Source organism: Nocardioides marmoraquaticus, assembly GCF_054777915.1.
On sequence record NZ_BAAHAA010000004.1, the window covers coordinates 70819 to 90689 of the forward strand.

Sequence of the window (19871 nt, forward strand, 5' to 3'; positions counted from 1 at the left end):
CGCTCCCTGGTGCTCGGCGTGTCGGGTGCGGATCGGTCGGAACGTCGAGACCGGCGGTGCTTCTCGTTCGAAAAGCACCGCCGGCACGCGCGGTCCCGCTCAGGCGGGGAAGCGCTCGCCCTTCTCGGCCATCTCCCGCAGCCGGTCGGTCGGGCGGAACCGGTCGCCGTACAGCTTGGCGAGCTGGTCGGCGCGCTCGACGAAGCCGGGCAGGCCCTGGCCGGTGGCGCCGTCGTAGCCCTGCATGAACTGCACCGTGCCGCCGGTGGGCGGCGGGTAGCCGATGCCCATGATCGAGCCGATGTTGGCCGCGGCCGCCGACTCGATGACGCCCTCCTCGAAGCACTTCGCGGTCTCGAGGGCCTCGGCGAAGAGGTAGCGGTCCTTGAGGTCGTCGAGGTCGGCCGGCTCGTCGTTGCTCGGGAAGAGCTCGGTCAGCCCCGGCCACAGCTTGCCGCGGCGGCCGTCGGCGTAGTCGTAGAAGCCGGCGCCGCGCAGCTTGCCGGGGCGACCCGCGTCGAGCATCTTCTGCACGACGGCGGTGCCCGGGTGCTCGACGTACGACGACCCCCCCTCCTTCTCGGCGGCCTCGCGAGTGGCCTTGGCGATCTTGGCCATCAGCTCGAGGTTGAGCTCGTCGGAGAGCTGCAGCGTGCCGACGGGGTAGCCCGCCTGCGTCGCGGCCCGCTCGATCGACATCGGGTGCACGCCCTCGGCGAGCATGGCGAGGCCCTCGTTGACCATGGTGCCGATGACGCGCGAGGTGTAGAACCCGCGGCTGTCGTTGACCACGATCGGGGTCTTGCGGATCGCCTTGACGACGTCGAGCGCCTTGGCGACGGCCTCGTCGGAGGTCTGCTCGCCGCGGATGATCTCGACGAGCGGCATCTTGTCGACGGGGCTGAAGAAGTGCAGGCCCACGAAGTCGGCCGGGCGGTCGACGTGCTCGGCGAGACCGGTGATAGGCAGCGTCGAGGTGTTGGAGCACAGCAGCGCGTCGGGCGCGAGGTGCGGCAGCACCTCGGCGTACACCTTGGCCTTGAGGGTGGGGTCCTCGAAGACCGCCTCGATCAGCAGGTCGGCGCCGGCGAGGTCGGCCGCGTCGACGGTCGGGGTGATCCGGGCGAGCACCTCGTCGGCCGCGTCCTGGGTGGAGCGGCCGCGCTCGACGGCCTTGGCCAGGATCTTCTGGCTGTAGGCCTTGCCCCTCTCGGCCGACTCGATCGCGACGTCCTTGAGCACGACCTCCATGCCGGCCTTGGCGCAGACGTAGGCGATGCCGGCGCCCATCATGCCGGCGCCGAGCACGCCGACCTTGCGGGCGGTGTACGTCGGCACGCCCTCGGGCCGCAGCGAGCCGCCGTTGATGGCCTGCAGGTCGAGGAAGAACGCCTGGATCATGTTCGTGCTGTTGGAGCCGGTGATCAGGCCGGCGAGGTAGCGCGACTCGATGCGCGAGGCGGTCTCGAAGTCGACCTGCGCGCCCTCGACGGCGACCGACATGATCGCGCGCTGGGCGGGGTAGTCGGCGCCCTTGAGCTGCTTGCGCAGCATCGCCGGGAAGGCCGGCAGGAACTGCGCCAGTTTGGGCGTGCTCGGGGTGCCGCCGGGGATGCGGTAGCCCTCGCGGTCCCACGGCTGGCTCGCGGCCTCGGCGTCGTCGCGGTGCTCGAGCACCCACGCACGGGCGGCGGCCAGCAGGTCGTCGGCCGGCACGACCTCGTCGACGAGCCCCTTCTCGCGGGCCTGGGCCGGCTTCATCCGCGGGCCCTGGAGCAGGATGTCCATCATCGCCGTCTGGATGCCGAACATCCGCACCGTGCGGGTCACGCCGCCGCCGCCGGGCAGCAGACCGAGGGTGGCCTCGGGCAGGCCGATCTCGTAGCGGCCGTCGGCCGCGACGCGGTGGTGGCAGGCCAGCGCGATCTCGAGGCCGCCGCCGAGCGCGGCTCCGTTGATGGCCGCCACGACGGGCTTGCCGAGCGTCTCGAGACGGCGCAGGTCGCGCTTGACGCCCTCGACCTCCGCGAAGACGGCCTCGGCCTGGTCGGGCCCGGTCCGGAGCATCCCCTTGAGGTCGCCGCCGGCGAAGAAGGTCTTCTTGGCCGACGCGACGACGACGCCGACGACGTCGTCCTTCTCGGTGTGCAGCCGCTCGACGGCGTCGTGCATCGCGGCGGCGTACCGCTCGTTCATGGTGTTGGCGCTGGACTTCGGGTCGTCGAGCGTGAGCGTGACGATGCCCTCGCTGTCGCGGTCGTAGCGGACGGCGGGCTGGTCGGTCATGTGGGAGTCCTTCGTGTTCTGTAAGGCGGTGCCGGGGTTGCGGTCGTGGGTCGTCTCACCGGGTCTCGACACGCGCGGTCACGAGCTCGTTCCTCGCTCGTGCGCGCTGCTCGACCACCATCGAGCGGGGCGCGGCCTCCTTCGTCGGCCGCCCCCGCTCAGACGAGCTCGACGACCGTGGCGATGCCCATGCCGCCGCCGACGCAGAGGGTGGCGAGGCCGCGGCGCAGATCGCGGCGCTCGAGCTCGTCGACGAGGGTGCCGAGGATCATCGCGCCGGTGGCGCCGAGCGGGTGGCCCATGGCGATGGAGCCGCCGTTGACGTTGGTGACCTCGTGGCTGATGCCCATGTCGCGCATGAACCGCATGGCGACCGCCGCGAAGGCCTCGTTGATCTCCCACAGGTCGATGTCGTCGGCGGTGAGACCGGCGCGCGAGAGCGCCTTGCGGGAGGCCGGCGCGGGGCCGGTGAGCATGATCGTCGGGTCGGCACCAGAGACGGCGGCCGAGACGATCCGGGCGCGCGGGGTCAGGCCGAGGTCGCTGCCGACCTGCTCGTTGCCGATCGCGACGAGGGCCGCGCCGTCGACGATGCCGGAGGAGTTGCCGGCGTGGTGGACGTGGTCGATGTCCTCGATCCAGTGGTACTTCTCCAGCGCCACCGCGTCGAAGCCGGCCTGCTCGCCGATCCCGGCGAACGACGGACGCAGCCTCGCCAGCCCCTCGACGGTCGACTCGGGCTTGATGAACTCGTCGTGGGCGAGCACGACGACGCCGTTGCGGTCGCGCACCGGCACCACCGAGCGCTCGAAGCGGCCGTCGGCCCACGCCTTGGCGGCGCGGTGGTTGCTCTCGACGGCGAAGGTGTCGACGTCGTCGCGGCCCCAGCCCTCGACCGTGGCGATGAGGTCGGCGCCGATGCCCTGCGGGACGAAGTCGGTGTCGAACGCGGTGGCGGGGTCCATCGCCCAGGCGCCACCGTCGCTGGCCATGGGCACGCGGCTCATCGACTCGACGCCGCCGGCGAGGATGAGGTCCTCGAAGCCGCCGCGGACGCGCGACGCGGCCTGGTTGACGGCCTCCAGGCCCGAGGCGCAGAAGCGGTTGAGCTGCACGCCGGCGACGGTCTCGGGGTAGCCCGCGGCCAGCGCCGCGGTCTTGGCGATGTCGCCGCCCTGGTCGCCGACGGGGGTGACCACGCCCAGCACGACGTCGTCGACGCGCTCGGGGTCGAGCGAGGGGTTGCGCTCCTTCACGGCGTCGAGCAGCCCGACCACGAGGTCCACCGGCTTGACCTCGTGGAGGCTGCCGTCCTTCTTGCCCTTGCCGCGCGGGGTGCGCAGCGCGTCGTACACGAACGCCTCGGCCATGAGATGCCCTTCCAGGTGCGTGGGAACGGGTGGTTACCCGTCGGTAGAACGTGCTCGATCATTGTGACAGTAATGCTGTCATCGTCAATCCGCAGCCAGGTGGCGCAGGTCACGTCACGTACGTTCGACCGGTGCACACGTCTCCCCGTGTCCTGCCCCGCAGCACCCCGAGCGTGGAGGGGGTCGACGCCGCCGGGCTGCTCGACCTGCTCGACGCCGCCGAGGCGCGCGACCTCGGGCTGCACTCGCTCATGGTGCTGCGGCACGGCCGCGTGGTCGCCGAGGGCTGGTGGGCGCCGTACGCCGCCTCGCGGCCGCACCTGGGCTACTCGCTGTCGAAGTCGCTCACCGCCACCGCGGTCGGGTTCCTCGTCGGCGAGGGCGTGCTCGGCCTCGACGACCCCGTGCTCGATCTGCTGCCACCGACCCCGCACGCCGCCGGCTGGGGCCGCGCGACGGTGCGCCACTGCCTGACCATGACGATCGGGCACGACGTGGAGGCGTGGGACCGGGTGCGCGGTCACGCCGCCGACGACCTGCTGCCGCTGGCGCTCGGCGTCCCGCTCGACCACGAGCCCGGCACCCACTTCGCCTACAACCAGGTCGCGACGTACGTCCTCGCGCGGGCGCTGCACCACCTCACCGGCGCCGGCCCGTCGGAGGTGCTGCGGACCCGCCTGCTCGAGCCGCTCGGGCTCCCGGTGCCGCCGTGGCACACCGACCGGCAGGGCCACGAGCTCGGCTTCAGCGGTGCGCACCCGGTCACCGAGACCATCGCGGCCGTCGCCCAGCTGCACCTCGACGGCGGACGCTGGGGCGAGCAGCAGCTGCTCGACCCCGCCTGGGTGGCCGAGGCGACCCGCGGCTCCGGACCGCTCCATCGCGACGCGGGCGCCGGGCCCGACTGGCGTCGCGGCTACGGCTTCTCGTTCTGGCAGCAGCGGCACGGCTACCGCGGCGACGGCGCGTTCGGGCAGTTCCTCGCCGTGCTCCCCGAGCACGACGTGGCCGTCGCGATCACCTCCGAGAACGAGGACATGCAGGCCACGCTCAACGCGCTCTGGACCCACCTCGTGCCCGCGGTCGACCGCCCCGGGTCGCCCGCCGACGACGAGCGCCTCGCCGCAAGGCTGGCCGCCGCCACGATCCCCCCGCTGGGCGGCGGGCGGCGCGACGATGTCGTCGCCGCGAGCCCGGTGCCGCGGGGCGACGGCCTCGACCTGGCAGCGGCGTACGACGCGGTGGAGGTGGTGGGCGACCGGCTGCGGCTGCGCAGGCTCGGCACCTGGCACGACCTCACAGTCGGCGACGGCCGGTGGACCGACGGCGCGATCGACGTCCTGCCGGTGTCGGTCAGCGGCGGCTGGTCGGGTGACACCTTCCGCGCCCAGGTGCTGGTCGTGGAGACCCCCCACCGGATCGACGTCCGGGTCTCGGGGGGCGAGGCGTCGCTGCGCTGGCACCGGCTGCCGCTGCACGGGACCGATCCCGTCGCGTTGGCGGTGCGGTGACCGGCCCTGTCAGGCTGGGCCGCATGACGCTCACCGCGCGCGCCGCCGCGACGATCGCCACACCTCTCTGCGTCGTGCTGCTGGCCGGCTGCGGAGGCGGCGACACCGCTCCCGCCGACGACGCCGCCCGCGACAGCGACGACGGGGTCGTCACGCTCGAGCCCGACCCGTCGGCGACGGGCAGCAGCACCGGCTCGCCCGCGCCGTCCGCCTCGGCCGCGCCGCAGGGACAGGCGCAGGGACCGCCGATCCTGCGCGCCGCCGTCACCGCGCAGCGCGCGCTCCCGGCCGCGACCGTGGTCGGCGTCGAGGACGACGACGAGGACGTCCGCGGCTGGGAGGTCGACGTGGTGCGACCCAACGGCGAGACCGTCGAGCTCGTCGTCGCGCCCGGCGGCGGCCGCGTGACGCTCGGCCCGACCCCGGTCGAGGGCGACGACGACCTCTCCGGCCTCGTCGGCCAGGTGCGCGTCGACGTCGTCGAGGCGCTGCGCAGCGGCGTCCGTGCCGCCCCCGACGGCACCGTCTCCTCGATCCAGCTCGAGGAGGAGGACGGCGCCCCGATCTGGCAGGTCGACCTCGTCGACGCCGGCGGCGTCCGCGTCGACGCGGTCACCGGCGCGAGCTCCCCCGACGACTGAGCCGGCCGGGGCGTCGACCCGGGGGCGCGCAGAGTCACTGGTCAACCAGTGACTTCGACGCTGAACGCGGCAAACAATCGTGGCTCAGCGTCAGACTTCGTGGCTCAGTGGCCGATCGAGCCGGTCCGGCCGGGACGCGGACAGGCTCGCTAGGCCTGGACGACCACACCGCGCTCGAGCAGCCCCTCGACGTCCGGGACGCCCCAGGCGGTCAGCGCGTCGCGGGTGTGGGCGCCGGCCTCCCGAGCGGGCGGCAGGCCGAGGGTGGCCGGCGTGGCGCTGAAGCGCGGCGCGGGCGCCGGCTGTCGTACGCCGTCGTGCTCGACCACGGTGCCCCGCGCCACGAGGTGCGGGTGCTCCGCTGCCTCGCTGCGGGTGAGCACGGGGGCGACGCAGGCGTCGGTGCCCTCGACGACCTCGGTCCACTCGGCCAGGGTGCGGCTCGCGACGCTCGCGGCGATCAGGCTGCGCAGCTCGGGCCACCGGCTCGGGTCGTAGCGGTCGGGCGCCCCCTCGAGCCCGAGGAGGCGCACCAGCTCGTCGTAGAACTGCGGCTCCAGCGGCCCGACGCTGAGGTGCCGGCCGTCGGCGGTCTCGTAGAGGTCGTAGAACGGCGCCCCGCCCTCGAGCAGGTTGACCCCGCGGCGCTCGTGGTAGCCGCCGCTGGCCAGGAACCCCCAGGCCATCGCGTCGAGGCTCGCGGTGCCGTCGACGATCGCCGCGTCGACCACCTGCCCCTCGCCGCCCACCTTGGCGCGGAGCAGCGCGGCGAGGACCCCGATGACGAGGTACGTCGACCCGCCGCCGAAGTCGCCGACGAGGTTGGCCGGGAAGTGCGGACGGGCCGGGTCCTGGCCCATCGCGTGGAGCGCACCGGTGAGGGCGACGTAGTTCATGTCGTGGCCGGCGGTGTGGGCCAGCGGCCCGTCCTGGCCCCAGCCGGTCATCCGGCCGTAGACCAGCGCCGGGTTGCGCGCGAGGCACGGCTCCGGGCCGATGCCGAGCCGCTCGGTGGTTCCGGGACGCAGGCCCTCGACCAGCACGTCGGCGTGCTCCACGAGGTCGAGCACGACGCCGGCGGCCTCGGGGTGCTTGAGGTCGAGCGCCACGCTCGGCCGACCGCGGTTGAGCAGGTCGTGCGGCCCGCCGGTCAGCGGCTGCCCGCCCGGACGCTCCACCCGCACGACGTCGGCCCCCAGGTCGGCCAGCAGCATGCACGCGTGCGGCCCCGGCCCGATCCCCGCGATCTCGACGACCCGGACCCCGCGCAGCGGCCCCGTGCCCTGTCCCAGCTCGATCGGCATGCCGCGGATCATGACAGATCTGCTGTCACCGTCGAGCGCCCGTCGGATCAGGGGGCTGCGGTGGGGGCGTCGGGCAGGACGCGGCGGAGGAACTCGCGGGTGCGGGGCTCACGAGGGGCGACGAGCACCTGGGACGGCGGGCCCTGCTCGAGGATCCGGCCCCGGTCGAGGAAGCACACGGTGGTGGCGACCTCGCGGGCGAAGGCCATCTCGTGGGTCGCGAGCACCATCGTCGTGCCGGCCTCGGCCTCGGCGCGCACGACGTCGAGCACCTCTCCCACCAGCTCGGGGTCGAGCGCGGCGGTGATCTCGTCGAGCAGCAGCACCCGCGGCTGGGTGCACAGCGCCCGCACCAGCGCGACCCGCTGCTGCTGGCCGCCGGAGAGCTGGTCGGGGTGCGCCTGCTCCTTGTCGGCCAGGCCGAAGCGGGCCAGCAGGCCGCGGGCACGCTCCTCGGCCTCCGTCCGGCCGACGCCGTGCACGCGCACCGGCGCCAGGGTGCAGTTGCCCAGCACCGAGAGGTGGGGGAAGAGGTTGTAGGCCTGGAAGACCATGCCGAGCCCCGAGCGGCGTACGTCGCGCGGGTCGACGCGCGGGTCGGAGACCTCGCGGCCGTCGAGCTCGACGACGCCGTCGTCGATCTCCTCGAGCAGGTCGAGGCAGCGCAGCAACGTCGACTTGCCCGACCCCGAGGCGCCGATCAGGCAGACCACGTCGTGCGCGTGCACGTCGAGGTCGATGCCGTCGAGCACCACCCGGTCGCCGTACGACTTGCGCAGGCCCCGGGCCGACAGCACGGGCGCGCTCACCGGCCGCGCTCCCGCCGCATCGCGCGGCGGCCCAGGTGGTCGGTCAGCCGCGCCAGCGGGATCGTCAGCACCAGGAAGAAGCCCGCGGCGACCACGAGCGGCGTGAAGTTGAAGTTGAAGTTGCCGTAGTCCTGGGCGCGGAAGAGCGCCTCGAAGACACCGATGGTGGCGAGCAGCGCGGTGTCCTTCTGCAGCGAGACGAAGTCGTTGAGCAGCGGTGGCGCCTGCTTGCGCAGCGCCTGCGGCAGCACCACCAGCCGCATCGTCTGGCCGCGCGACAGCGCGAGCGCCTCGGCGGAGGCGAGCTGGGAGGGGTGCACCGCGTCGATGCCGGCGCGCACCACCTCGGCGACGTAGGCGCCGTACGACAGCACGAGCGCGGTGGTGCCGAGCCAGAAGTAGCTCGTCGTCACCCCGGCGAGCTGCAGCGCGGGGATGCCGAGGCCGAAGAGGTAGACGACGAGCAGGGTCGGCACGCCGCGCAGCACGTCGGTGTAGCCGACGGCGACCAGCCGCACGGGCGCCAACCACGGTGAGACGGTCGTGCGCGCGACCGCGACGAGCACCCCGATCAGCAGGATGAGCGGCTCGGCGACGAGGAACGCCAGCACGTTGTAGCCGAAGCCCTGCAGCACCAGGGGAAAGGACTCCCAGGCGTGGTACGGCGAGAAGAAGAGGTCGCGGACCCGGGTCCAGCCCGGTGAGCTGACGACGACCCAGACGACCAGGCCGAGCGCCACGACCGTCACGGCGGTGGCCAGCGAGGCCTGCCGCGCCCGGTCGCGGCGGCGCACGCGGCGCCGCTCGACCTCCCGCTCGCTGGGGGTCCAGCCGACCTCGGCCGCCGGCGGGGCCGTCACTTCAGCACGGGCACGTCGACGCTGGTCGAGAGCCACTCCTCCTGCAGGTCGGCGAGGGTGCCGTCGTCGGCGAGCGCCGCGACCGCCGCGTCGACGCACGGCGTCAGCGGCGAGCCCTTCTCCAGCAGCAGGCCGAACTGCTCGGCGTCGCTGGAGGGCTGCTCGAACTGACCCACGATCTCGGAGCCGTCGATCTCGGCCGCCGTGATGTAGAAGGCGGTCGGGAGGTCGGCGACGATCGCGTCGAGCTGGCCGTTGAGGAGCTGCTGCTTGGCGACGTTGGTGTTCTGCAGCACCACGGGCTCGGTGTCGGGCTGCACCACCTCGCGCAGCGCCGTCAGGCTGGTGGTGCCGGTCTGCGCGCCGAGGCGCAGGCCCTCGAGGTCCTCGAGCGAACCCGCCTCGATGCCGGAGTCGCTCAGGGCGACGACGGCCTGCGAGGCGGTGTAGTAGCCCTCGGAGAAGTCGACGGCCTGCTCGCGCTCGGGGGTGATCGAGATCTGGTTGATGTCGAAGTCGAAGCGCTTCGGCCCGGCCGCGTAGGAGTTGTTGAAGGGCACCGTCACCCACTCGACCTGGTCCTCGGAGAAGCCGAGCTGCTCGGCGACGGCGTACGCCACGGCCGACTCGAAGCCCTCCCCGTTGGTCGGGTCGTTGTCGACGAACCACGGCTCGTAGGCCGGGGAGTCGGTCGCGATCGTCAGCGTGCCGGGCGTCGTGAGCGGCAGGTCCTCGACCGCGCAGTCACCCTCCGCCGCGGCGCTCTCGGAGGAGGAGCCCTCCTGCGAGCCCGGGCTCGCCGGCGGCGATCCGCACGCGGCGAGGAGCAGCAGGGGGGCGGCGAGGGCGGCGGTGACGGTCGTACGGCGCAGGCGCATGGCGCGATCGTAGGTCCGGGGACGCGCCGGTCCGCGCCGTGACGCGGCCGTGAGACGACAGGCCTGGACCACCTTGTGCAACGAGTTGCACAGCAGGCACACTGCCTCCATGTCCCTCGAGCACGCGCTGCTGGTCTCGCTGCGCGAGCGCCCCGGCACCGGCATCGAGCTGGCCCGTCGCTTCGACCGCACCGTCGGCTTCTTCTGGCAGGCCACCCACCAGCAGATCTACCGCGTGCTGCGGCGCATGGAGGCCGACGGCTGGCTCGCCACCAGCGCCGGTGAGGGCCGCAGCACCGAGCGCCGCTACGCCCCGACCGACGCCGGGCTCGCCGAGCTGGCCCGCTGGATCGCCGAGCCCACCGAGCCCGCCGCCCTGCGGTCCGAGGTCGCGGTCAAGATGCGCGGGGCGGCGTACGGCGACCGCGCGGCCCTGCTCGAGCAGCTGCGCGGGCTGCGCCTGGAGCACCAGGCCCGGCTGGCGCACTACGAGCAGCTCGAGCGCGAGCAGTTCCCCGACCCCACGGCCCTCTCCGAGCACGCCCGGGACGTGTGGCTCGTGCTGCGCGGCGGCCTGCGCCAGGAGCAGTACTGGGTCGACTGGCTCACCGACTACCTCGACGCCTGGGCCTCGACAGGCTCGACCACCGAAGGAGCACCCTCATGACCCAGCCCTACCCCCACCTGCTCGAGCCGCTCGCGATCGGCTCGCTGACGCTGCGCAACCGCGTGGTGATGGGCTCGATGCACACCGGGCTCGAGGACCACGCGTGGGACCTGCCCAAGCTCGCGGCGTACGCCGCCGAGCGCGCCCGCGGCCAGGTCGGGCTGATCATCACCGGCGGGTTCGCGGTCTCCAAGCGCGGCTGGCTCAAGCCGTTCGCCGGCGAGATGACCTCGCGCATGGACAGCGCCCGGCACCGTCAGGTCACCGACGCGGTGCACGACGAGGGCGGCGCGATCGCGCTGCAGCTGCTGCACGCCGGCCGCTACGGCTACACGCCGTTCTCGGAGTCGGCGAGCGCGAGCAGGTCGCCGATCACGCCCTTCTCGGCGCGCGAGATGAGCAGCAGGCAGGTCGACCGCACCGCGAGCGCCTTCGCCCACTCGGCGCGGCTGGCGCAGAAGGCGGGCTACGACGCGGTCGAGGTGATGGGTTCCGAGGGCTACCTGATCAACCAGTTCCTCGCCGAGCGCACCAACCACCGGGACGACGCCTGGGGTGGCACGGCCACCAAGCGGATGCGCTTCCCCGTCGAGGTGGTGCGCCGCATCCGCGAGGCGGTGGGCGACGGCTTCCCGATCGTCTACCGGCTCTCGCTGCTCGACCTCGTCGAGGGCGGCCAGACCTGGGAGGAGGTGACCGAGCTCGCCCTGCTCCTCGAGGACGCCGGCGCCAGCGTGCTCAACACCGGCATCGGCTGGCACGAGGCCCGGGTGCCGACGATCATCACGCAGGTGCCGCGCGGCGCCTGGGCGTGGACCACCCGGCGGCTGCGCGAGGAGGTGGCGATCCCGGTCTGCGCCTCCAACCGCATCAACACCCCCGACCTCGCCGAGGAGCTGCTCGCCGACGGCACGGCCGACCTGGTCTCGATGGCCCGCCCGCTGCTCGCCGACCCCGACTTCGTCGCCAAGGCCGCCGCCGGTCGCGCCGACGAGATCAACACCTGCATCGCCTGCAACCAGGCGTGCCTCGACCACGTCTTCTCCAACAAGAGGGCGTCGTGCCTGGTCAACCCGCGCGCCTGCCACGAGACCGAGCTCGTGCTGCTGCCGCTGCCGGGGGTCTGGCGCGCGACGACCGACGACGTGGTCTCGACAGGCTCGACCAGCGGGACGTCGACAGGCTCGACCAGCGGGACGTCGACAGGCTCGACCAGCGGGACGTCGACAGGCTCGACCAGCGGGACATCGACAGGCTCGACCAGCGGGACATCGACAGGCTCGACCAGCGGGACATCGACAGGCTCGACCAGCGGGACATCGTCGGTCGAGCCCGTCGAGACCACCGTGCCCACGGTCCCCTCGGTGGCCGTCGTCGGCGGCGGTCCCGCCGGCCTGGCGGCCGCGGTGTCGTACGCCGAGCGCGGCTTCGCCGTCACCCTGCTCGAGGGCGAGGACGAGCTGGGCGGGCAGTTCCGCCTGGCGATGCGCATCCCCGGCAAGGAGGAGTTCGCCGAGACGCTGCGCTACTACCGCCGCCGGATGGAGGTGCTCGGCGTCGAGGTGCGCCTCGGCACCCGCGCGTCGGTCGCCGACCTCGAGGCCTTCGACGAGGTGGTCGTCGCCACCGGGGTGGAGCCGCGGATCCCCGACATCCCCGGCATCGAGCACGCCGTGTCGTACGCCGACGCGCTGCTCGGCCGTCGCGAGCTCGGCCGGCGCGTCGCCGTCATCGGTGCCGGCGGCATCGGCGTCGACGTCTCGCACTGGCTGGCCCACCAGCCCGAGGACCTCGAGGAGTGGCTCGCGCACTGGGGCGTGGGCGACCCGTCGCTGCACCGCGGCGGGCTGACCGAGGCCAAGCCGCGCGAGGCCGCCCGCGAGGTGTGGCTGGTGCAGCGCAAGACCACCCCGATCGGCCTCGGCCTCGGCAAGACCTCCGGCTGGGCGCACCGAGCGGTGCTGAAGCAGTCGGGCGTGCAGCAGGTGCGGGGGGCGACGTACGACGCCGTCGACGAGCGCGGCCTGCACCTCACCGTCGACGGGCAGCCGCAGCTGCTCGAGGTCGACGACGTCGTGGTGTGCGCCGGGCAGGAGTCGGTGCGCGAGCTCTACGACGCGCTCGTGGAGGCCAGGCCCGACCGCCCGACCCACCTCATCGGCGGCGCCGACCTGGCCGCCGAGCTCGACGCGAAGCGCGCCATCGAGCAGGGCACCCGGGTCGCGGCCGCCGCACAGCCCGCCTGACCCCCGCCGGACGCAGTCGTGTGCCCCAGAGGGCGCCAGAGCGCCCTCTGAGGCACACGACTCGGGGCTCAGGTCTCGCGACGGCTGCGCAACCAGGCGCCGACGAGCGAGGCGAGCAGCAGCGTGAGGCCGGTGACGAGCACCGCGCCGACCGCACCGAGGCCGCCGCCGGTCCAGTCGGTGACCGCCTCCGGGACCACGACGGTCACCGCGACGACGCCGATCGCCAGGTACGGCCACGCGCCGAGGCGCAGGTAGACGACGGTCCCGACCACGGCGAGCAGCGCGGTCAGCGCGTAGGCGACGGTGCCGGCGTCGCCCTCGACGACCGGCGCCTGCACGGCGTACAGCGCCAGCAGCACGCCCAGCACCCGCGCGAGCGTGACCTCGCGCAGCAGCCCGCGCTCGGTGGCGACCAGCCACGCCACGGCCAGCGGCACGAAGACGGCGGCCGAGACGAGGCCCTCGTCGCCGCCGACCGGTCCGACGGCCGTCCCGACCAGCGTGACGAGGGCGGTCGCGACGCCGATCACGCCCACGGCGCTGCCCGCGAGCAGGGCGTACGCCGCCGCGGCCACCAGCAGGCCGGCGAACGAGGCCGTCAGCAGCGTCCAGTCGACCGACGAGGCGTCGTACGCCGACGAGCCGCCGGCGCGGTCGACGAGCATGCCGACCAGCACCGCCACCGCGAGCGCCCCGCCGGTGAGCAGGGTGCTGGCGAGCCGGCGCCGGGAGTCGCTGCCGTCGACCCGCTGGAGCACCGCGTGGGCGTGCCCGGCGACGACGCCGACCCCGCCGCCCAGCAGCGCCACCGCCAGCACGGCGACGGTGGCGACCTGGGAGCCGAACGACAGCGCGTCCCACAGCTCGACCACGAACAGCGCGCCCGCCGCCAGGACCAGCGCGCCGCCCAGGTAGGCGACGACCTCGACGAGGGCGGACATGCCACCGCGGCCCGACGCGCCGGTCCTCGCGGGCGGCACGGCCGGGCCGCCGGGGCCACGGGGGTCGAGCTCGTCGGCGACGACGGCGAACGCCCGCTCCCGCTGGCCGGGGTGGATCAGCTGCTCGGCGACGAGCCGGTCGACGAGGCGGGTCGCGAACGGGGCCGCCGCGGGAGCCGTGGGCGAGGTGGTGGTCATGCGCTCATCGTGCGCTCGGTCGGGCCCGGACGGCATGAGCGCGGCTACTCATCCTGCCGGTGGTGGAGACCAGTCCGGCACCATGGGGCGCGTGATCGAGGTGCGCACGGCCGACGGGCGGTCCGAGACGCTCGCGGAGGGCCGCACCACCCGGCACTCCTTCTCCTTCGGCGCCCACTACGACCCGCGCAACGTCGGCTTCGCCTCGCTCGTCGCGCACAACGACGAGCTGCTGCCCCCGGGCACCGGGTACGCCGACCACCCCCACGCCGACACCGAGATCGTCAGCTGGGTCGTCGACGGGGCGCTGCGCCACGCCTCGACCGTCGGCTCCCGAGAGCTCGGCGCCGGCTCCGTGCAGCGGCTCTCGGCCGGCTCCGGCGTCGTGCACAGCGAGGTGGCGGCGTCCGGCACCACCACCCGCTTCCTGCAGGCGTGGGTGCGCCCCGACGAGCCCGGGACGCGGCCGTCGTACGACGCCGCACCGGTGACCCTCGGCGCCGACTGGACCTGCCTCGCCGGGGCCGATGGCGTGCTCGACCTCGGCGCGGCCGGGGTCTCGCTGCACGCCGCCCGGCTCACCGACGGCGACCGGCTGGTGCTGCCCGACGCCCCGCGGCTGCACGTGTTCGTGGCCACCGCCGCCGACGAGGCGTCGCACGGCGTGATGCTGGCGGAGCGTCGCCTCCTCGACGGCGATGCCGCCCGCCTCCTCGACGAGGGCGGCCGCCCCCTCACCGCCACCGGCCCCGCCCAGGTCCTCGTCTGGGCGTTCGCCTGACGGCCGACCGCACAGGTCACCGGGGTCTCGAGGCTCGTCGCCAGGGCTCCTCGCACCTCGACCACCACGAGCCCGCAGGCTGGGCGAGGGGCCGCGAGACCCCCGCACCCGAAGGACGGCCTAGTCGCGCCGGGCGGCGACGCCGAGCCGGTCGAGGACGGCGCGGGCGGCGCGGAGGCCCGAGGAGATCGCGCCGGCCACGCCGGGGGCCTCGCGGTGGTCGCCGGCCACGAAGACGCCGTCGCCGAGGTCGACCTCGCGCGGGCGGAGCAGCGGCGGCCGGACGGCCGGCCAGGCGGAGTCGTGGGCGTGGCGGGTGACGAGGTCCCAGGTGGCGGTCTCGGCGTGGAAGAGCTGGCCGAGGTGGCGGCGCACGTCGGCCTCCGACTCGGCGCCGGCGGGCTCGCCGGGCAGCGGCACGGCCGCGGCGCCGACCAGGGCGCGGCCGGCCGGGGCGTAGCGGGGGGCCACGTTGGAGACGACGAGGGCGTGGGACACCGGCCCGCCGGCCGGGCCGAGGGGGTTCACGAAGGTCGTCTTGAGGGTGGTCGGCGGCGCCTCGGTGGCGAACCACCACGTGCTGACGGCTCGCATCGCCGGCACCCCGAGGCCGAGGAGCATCGACGCCGCCCCGGGGTCGGTGGCGACGACGACGGCCGAGGCCCGCAGCACGTCGTCGCCCGTGGCCACAGCGGTGCCGACGCCGGTGTCGCGCGACACGGCCTCGACGGCGACGCCCAGCTCGACGCGACGCGAGAGGCCGAGCGCGAGCTGGTCGGGCAGCGACTGCATGCCCAGCGACGGCACGGCCGGGCTGCCGTCGCGCAGCCGCTGCAGCACGGTCATGGCGTGCTGGTAGGAGGTGCGGAGGTCCTCGTCGCCGAACAGCAGCCGGAACGCCGGCCGCAGCACCTCCTCGCGCAGCCGGCCGCTGATGCCGTGCTGGTCGAGCGACTCGCCGAGGGTGCGGTCGGCACCCAGGGCGATGCGTTCGGTCGGCCGGCGCAGGGGGTCGCTCCAGCGCATCAGCCGGGCGACGTCCTGCGGCTCGCCGAGACCGGCACGCACGGCGTGGATCAGCGCGGTCTGCGAACCCTGCAGGATCCGGTAGCCCTGCGGCGAGGCGACGACCAGGCCGCGGTCGATGGGCCGCGGGTTGAGCGCGGCGACGTCGAGCGCCTCGCGCAGCACCGGGTGCGTGGCGTCGACCCACGACAGGCCGAGGTCGCAGCGGAAGCCGTCGACCACGTGACCGCCGGTGCGGCCCCCGACTCGGGCGCTGCGCTCCAGCACCCGGACGTGCAGCCCCGACCCCTCGAGCACGCGCGCGCAGGCGAGCCCGGCGACCCCCGCGCCGACCACGACGACGTCGGCGTCCATCGAACGACGCCCACCACGCGTCTCGGCCGCCGCGGCCGCGGCGTGATCGGCGGCCGGGTCGGCCCCGTCCGAGGGCCCCATGGTGCGACCAGTATCGCCCAGGGCGCCTCGACCCCGACCCGGACGCGACCAGCCGCCGGCGTTGGTCTGGACCACGGACGAGGCGCGCTCGACAGCGTCGTGCCTGGTCAGGAGCGGGTCAGGAGTGGGCCAGGAAGGGCCGGGGTTCCGGTCAGCCGTGCGCGGCGGGACGCGGTGCCACCGGGCAGCCGGCGTGGACGCCGAGGTCCTCCACCCGGTAGCTGTCGGGGTAGCTGCGGAACCAGCCGAAGTCGCTGGCGTACTTCGGGCGGCCACGGCTCGGCAGCAGCCGCAGCACGCGGGCCCGGGCCCGCATGCCGGCCCGCACCACCGCGCGGTCGAGCCGCGAGGGGCGGTCGTAGCCGAGGGCGTCGAGCAGCGGGTCGTCCATCAGCGCGAAGGCGAAGCGTCGTACGAGCGAGGCGGGCAGCAGGTGGTTCGGCGGGAAGGTGGCCATCAGGTCGAGCGTCGAGTCGGCGACGCGGCGCGCGCCCTCGTCGAAGCCGAAGCGCTCGCTCTCGTAGGCGTCGAGCAGCCGCGCGAAGCCGTCGTACGTCGTCGGCACGTCGCGGATCGCCATGTGGCGGCCGAGCTCGCGGTAGTAGTGCACGCCCGCCTCGACCTCCTGCGCCGTCATCGGGCGGAAGCCCCAGTCGTCGATCCACCGCTTCGGCACCACCACGAAGGTCGCCAGCACGTAGCGCATGTCGTCGTTGCTGATGTCGTGCCGGCCGTGCATCTGGTTGATCCGGCGTACGGCGGCCCGTCCGCGGGTGCTGCCGAGGCCGTGGCGCGAGACCTCCTCGAGCAGCAGGCCGGTGTCGTCGTAGCGCTTCTGCACCCGCTCGGTGAACTCCCCGGTGCTCATCAGCAGGCGGCCGATCGACGGCACGGCGTAGGTGCGGAACAGCGCGAACGACAGCGCCTGGAGCGTGTCCCACGGGTAGTCGTGGGCGCCGAGCCCCTCGAGGATCTCGGCGTGGTCGGCCACCGGGTCGAGGGTGCGGCTGCGCCGCTCCCAGTGGCGGCGGGGCACGAGGCGCGGCCGGCGGTCTCGAGACGTCACGGGGTGCTCCTGGGTCCGGGATGACCGTGACAGTACTACTGTCACGGTCGCTCGACCAGGTGCTCAGCCCTCCAGGAAGGCCCGCAGCAGCGGCCCGGCCGTGCTCGAGCCCGACTCGCCCTCCTCGACGAAGACGGCGACGGCGAGGTCGCCCTGCGCCCCGACCATCCACGCGTGCGTGCGGGGCGGCTGGTCGTCGCCGAACTCCGCCGTCCCGGTCTTGGCCAGCACCGCGGGCGGGGCGAGGTCGGCCAGCAGCGAGCCGCTGCCCTCCGTGACGACCGCCCCCATCATCGTGCGGAGCGCCTGCGCCTCGGCGCCCGTCAGCGGGGTGCGCGGCTGCTCCTGCTCGACGTCGACGTCGGGCAGCAGCCGCGGGAGCACCGCCTCCCCGGCGACCACCGACGCGGTCACGGCCGCCATCGCGAGCGGCGAGGCGAGCACGGTGCCCTGCCCGATCGTCGCGGCGGCCGCGCCGGTCCCCGACTCCGCCCGCGGCACCTCGCCGAGGAAGGCCGGGAAGCCGAGGTCGTGGTCGACCCCGAGGCCGAGCGAGGCGGCCGCCGAGGCGAGGGCGTCGGGGCCGAGCCGGTCGGCAGCGCCGATGAAGGCCGTGTTGCACGACCGGGCGACGGCGTCGCGCAGCGTGATGTCGCCGAGGCCGGAGCCGGGGTAGTCGTCGTAGTTCTCGAACTCGCGGCCGTCGACGGTGACGGTGGCCGGGCACGACACCAGGCTGTCGGGGCCGAGCCCCTCGCGCAGCAGCGCGAGGCTGGTGACCACCTTGAACGTCGAGCCCGGCGCGTACTGGCCGAACGTCGCGGTCGAGTAGCCGTCGGACCCGGGACCGCTGGCCGCCGCGAGCACCTCGCCCGTCGACGGCCGCAGCGCGACGAGCCCGCTCGCCGGGCCGACGTCGGCGAGCACCCGCTGCGCCCGCTCCTGCAGGGCGAGGTCGAGGGTGGTGCGCAGCGGCTCGCCCGCGACCGCGTCGACGGCGAACAGCTCCCGGGGCTCGCCGTCGCTCGGCACGGCGTCGACGGTGACCCCGGGCCTGCCGGCGAGCCGCTCGTCGTAGCGGCGCTGCAGCCCCGACAGCCCCACCTCGTCGCCCGCCGCCACCCGGCCGTCGCTGTCCTCGACGACCTCCGCGGTCGCCGGACCCACCGAGCCGAGCAGGGCAGCGGCGAAGTCACGGGTGGGCGCGAGCGGCAGGGAGTCGGTCAGCAGCCGGGCACCGCGCACCGCCGCGAGCGCGTCACGTGTGCTCTCGTCGAGGTCGGCGGCGCGGTAGACGATGGCCTCGACGAAGGCGCGCTCGCCCGCGGCGCGCACCTGGGCGACGTACGGCGCGGGGTCGACGTCGACGAGGGCGGCCACCTCGCGGGCGGCCGCGACCGCGACGCGGCGGGGCACCGCACCCCGGTCGACGCCGACCCGCACGACCGGTCGCGGCTCGACGATCCGGGCGTCGTCCGCACCGAGCACGTCGCCGCGCACGGCCCCGACGCGGGTCGCGACCAGCCGCTCGTCGTCGCCGAGCCCGGGGGCCACGAGGGCGGGCTGCCACCGCAGCCGCCACTCGTCGCCGGCCTGCTCGAGCACGCCCTCGCTGGTGTAGCGCCAGGTCTCGACACCGAGGTCCCACGACCAGGCGAGCGTCGCGGTGGCGGCACCGTCGCCGGCCTCGCCCCCGACCTCGACGTCGCGCACCTCGACGGACGGGTCGCCCGGCAGCCCGGTGACCACGGCGTCGTACGCCGCTCGGGCCGCCGGCTCGTCGCCCGCGAACCGGACGCGCTCGGTCTCGCCCGAGCTCAGGGCCGCCGCGGCGGTCTCCGCGGCGGCCTGCACCTCGTCGTCGCTGCTCCAGGGTGCGCTGCAGGCGCTGCCCAGGAGGAGCAGGAGGACCAGCGGGACGGTGCGGTGACCCGGGCGCATGGTCAGCATGAGACCACGCCCGTCGTGCGCACCCACGGCGCTGGTCTGTGTCGCGCCGACCGGCCGACGGCGGAGAGGGCGGTCGGCGCGACACAGGTCCGGTGGCCGTCGCCTCGACCGCCCCGTCCGTACCCGGCGCCCGCCCCGCTGACACGCTCGTGCAGGTCAGCGGCCTGCGGTCAGCCCGCGGCGGTGCCGTGCTTGCGGATGAACTGGGCGGCCACCTCGACCACCTTGAGGTTCATCTCCTGCGAGACCCGCGAGAGCAGCCGGAAGGCCTCGTCGGCGTCGACGCCGTGGCTGGCCATGAGCAGGCCGATGGCCTTGCCGATCTCGCGGTTGCTGGTCAGGCCCTCACGCAGCGTGCGGGCCTCGTCGCCACGGTCGAGCGCGACCAGGGCGACGGAGGCGAAGGACACGAGCATCGAGGCCTGGTCGAGCGAACGCTGGGTGAGCGCACCGGGGGTGTCGCTGAAGAGGTTGAGCGCGCCCACCTTGTGGCCGTCGTGGCGCAGCCGGAAGCCGGCCGAGCCCCGGATGCCGAGCTCTCCCTGCAGCCGCTCGGCCAGCTCGGGCCAGTCGCAGGTGCCGGAGCCGAGGTCGCCGCACAGGTGCTCGTCGGGCTTGTCGTCGTCGAGCGCGTCGAGGCACGGCCCGGCGTCGACCTCCTGCTCGATCTCGTCGCACGCCTTGGCCGTGGCGTCGGAGGCGGCGGCGGTGTGGACCCGGTGGCCGCGCCGCAGCATCAGCGACGCGTGGTCGCAGCCGTCGACCAGCTGGACAGCGGCCTCCACGACGTGCTGGTGCACGGCCTCGTGGGACTCGCCTGCGTAGACGACCTCGGCCAGCCCACGGAAGGTCTGCTGCATCTCGGGCGGGTAGTTCTCGGGCACGACAGACGGCTCCTC

16 protein-coding genes are annotated in these 19871 nt (G+C 74.5%); 5 read left to right on the top strand and 11 right to left on the bottom strand.

Annotated features, from left to right (window positions below; all coding sequences use genetic code 11):
• Positions 1–99 precede the first annotated feature (99 nt).
• Both ACYU8I_RS04300 and ACYU8I_RS04305 read right to left on the bottom strand, forming a co-directional pair.
• Positions 100–2286 (bottom strand): 3-hydroxyacyl-CoA dehydrogenase NAD-binding domain-containing protein, encoded by a 2187-nt coding sequence (locus ACYU8I_RS04300; protein ID WP_460837828.1) that lies wholly within the window; start codon positions 2284–2286, stop codon positions 100–102.
• Positions 2287–2444: 158 nt separating this feature from the next.
• Positions 2445–3656: an acetyl-CoA C-acetyltransferase gene (locus tag ACYU8I_RS04305; RefSeq protein WP_460837830.1), complete on the bottom strand. Its 1212-nt coding sequence runs from the start codon at positions 3654–3656 to the stop codon at positions 2445–2447.
• 131 nt (positions 3657–3787) lie between these two features.
• Between ACYU8I_RS04305 and ACYU8I_RS04310 the strand changes: the two genes are divergently transcribed.
• Complete coding sequence (locus ACYU8I_RS04310) at positions 3788–5167, top strand: serine hydrolase domain-containing protein (RefSeq protein ID WP_460837832.1); 1380 nt, start codon at positions 3788–3790, stop codon at positions 5165–5167.
• Between the two features lie 23 nt (positions 5168–5190).
• A complete protein-coding gene (locus ACYU8I_RS04315) occupies positions 5191–5808 on the top strand; it encodes a PepSY domain-containing protein (RefSeq protein ID WP_460837834.1) in 618 nt (205 codons plus the stop codon).
• A 149-nt stretch (positions 5809–5957) separates the two neighbouring features.
• On the opposite strand, the gene ACYU8I_RS04320 is transcribed toward ACYU8I_RS04315, so the two are convergent.
• The 4 genes from ACYU8I_RS04320 to ACYU8I_RS04335 are packed head-to-tail and all read right to left on the bottom strand — an operon-like array spanning position 5958 to position 9659.
• Positions 5958–7112: a CaiB/BaiF CoA transferase family protein gene (locus ACYU8I_RS04320; protein ID WP_460837838.1), complete on the bottom strand. Its 1155-nt coding sequence runs from the start codon at positions 7110–7112 to the stop codon at positions 5958–5960.
• Positions 7113–7159: 47 nt separating this feature from the next.
• A complete protein-coding gene (locus ACYU8I_RS04325) occupies positions 7160–7921 on the bottom strand; it encodes an amino acid ABC transporter ATP-binding protein (protein ID WP_460837840.1) in 762 nt (253 codons plus the stop codon).
• A complete protein-coding gene (locus tag ACYU8I_RS04330; protein ID WP_460837842.1) occupies positions 7918–8781 on the bottom strand; it encodes an amino acid ABC transporter permease in 864 nt (287 codons plus the stop codon). Before ACYU8I_RS04330 ends, ACYU8I_RS04325 begins: the two co-directional genes overlap by 4 nt.
• Positions 8778–9659, bottom strand: a complete 882-nt coding sequence (locus tag ACYU8I_RS04335; RefSeq protein WP_460837844.1) for an ABC transporter substrate-binding protein — start codon at positions 9657–9659, stop codon at positions 8778–8780. Before ACYU8I_RS04335 ends, ACYU8I_RS04330 begins: the two co-directional genes overlap by 4 nt.
• A 109-nt stretch (positions 9660–9768) precedes the next feature.
• Here ACYU8I_RS04335 and ACYU8I_RS04340 point away from each other — a divergent pair, with 109 nt between their 5' ends.
• Together ACYU8I_RS04340 and ACYU8I_RS04345 are read left to right on the top strand one after the other, a co-directional pair.
• Positions 9769–10326 carry a PadR family transcriptional regulator gene (locus ACYU8I_RS04340; RefSeq protein ID WP_460837846.1) on the top strand — a complete coding sequence of 186 codons (558 nt, stop codon included), beginning with the start codon at positions 9769–9771 and terminating at the stop codon, positions 10324–10326.
• Positions 10323–12572: an oxidoreductase gene (locus ACYU8I_RS04345; protein ID WP_460837849.1), complete on the top strand. Its 2250-nt coding sequence runs from the start codon at positions 10323–10325 to the stop codon at positions 12570–12572. Before ACYU8I_RS04340 ends, ACYU8I_RS04345 begins: the two co-directional genes overlap by 4 nt.
• 68 nt (positions 12573–12640) lie before the next feature.
• Here ACYU8I_RS04345 and ACYU8I_RS04350 read toward each other — a convergent pair whose 3' ends face one another.
• Positions 12641–13714 (bottom strand): hypothetical protein, encoded by a 1074-nt coding sequence (locus tag ACYU8I_RS04350; RefSeq protein WP_460837851.1) that lies wholly within the window; start codon positions 13712–13714, stop codon positions 12641–12643.
• Between the two features lie 91 nt (positions 13715–13805).
• Between ACYU8I_RS04350 and ACYU8I_RS04355 the strand changes: the two genes are divergently transcribed.
• Positions 13806–14495: a pirin family protein gene (locus ACYU8I_RS04355; protein ID WP_460837853.1), complete on the top strand. Its 690-nt coding sequence runs from the start codon at positions 13806–13808 to the stop codon at positions 14493–14495.
• 120 nt (positions 14496–14615) lie between these two features.
• Here ACYU8I_RS04355 and ACYU8I_RS04360 read toward each other — a convergent pair whose 3' ends face one another.
• From ACYU8I_RS04360 to ACYU8I_RS04375, 4 genes are all read right to left on the bottom strand, one after another.
• On the bottom strand, positions 14616–15956 hold the full coding sequence (locus ACYU8I_RS04360; RefSeq protein WP_460837855.1) for an NAD(P)/FAD-dependent oxidoreductase: 1341 nt from the start codon (positions 15954–15956) through the stop codon (positions 14616–14618).
• Between the two features lie 151 nt (positions 15957–16107).
• Positions 16108–17022, bottom strand: a complete 915-nt coding sequence (locus ACYU8I_RS04365; RefSeq protein WP_460837857.1) for an oxygenase MpaB family protein — start codon at positions 17020–17022, stop codon at positions 16108–16110.
• 63 nt (positions 17023–17085) lie between these two features.
• Entirely contained in the window at positions 17086–18972 is a 1887-nt protein-coding gene (locus tag ACYU8I_RS04370) for a penicillin-binding transpeptidase domain-containing protein (RefSeq protein ID WP_460837861.1), read from the bottom strand.
• Positions 18973–19142: 170 nt separating this feature from the next.
• Positions 19143–19856 carry a GAF and ANTAR domain-containing protein gene (locus tag ACYU8I_RS04375; protein ID WP_460837863.1) on the bottom strand — a complete coding sequence of 238 codons (714 nt, stop codon included), beginning with the start codon at positions 19854–19856 and terminating at the stop codon, positions 19143–19145.
• Positions 19857–19871: the final 15 nt, after the last annotated feature.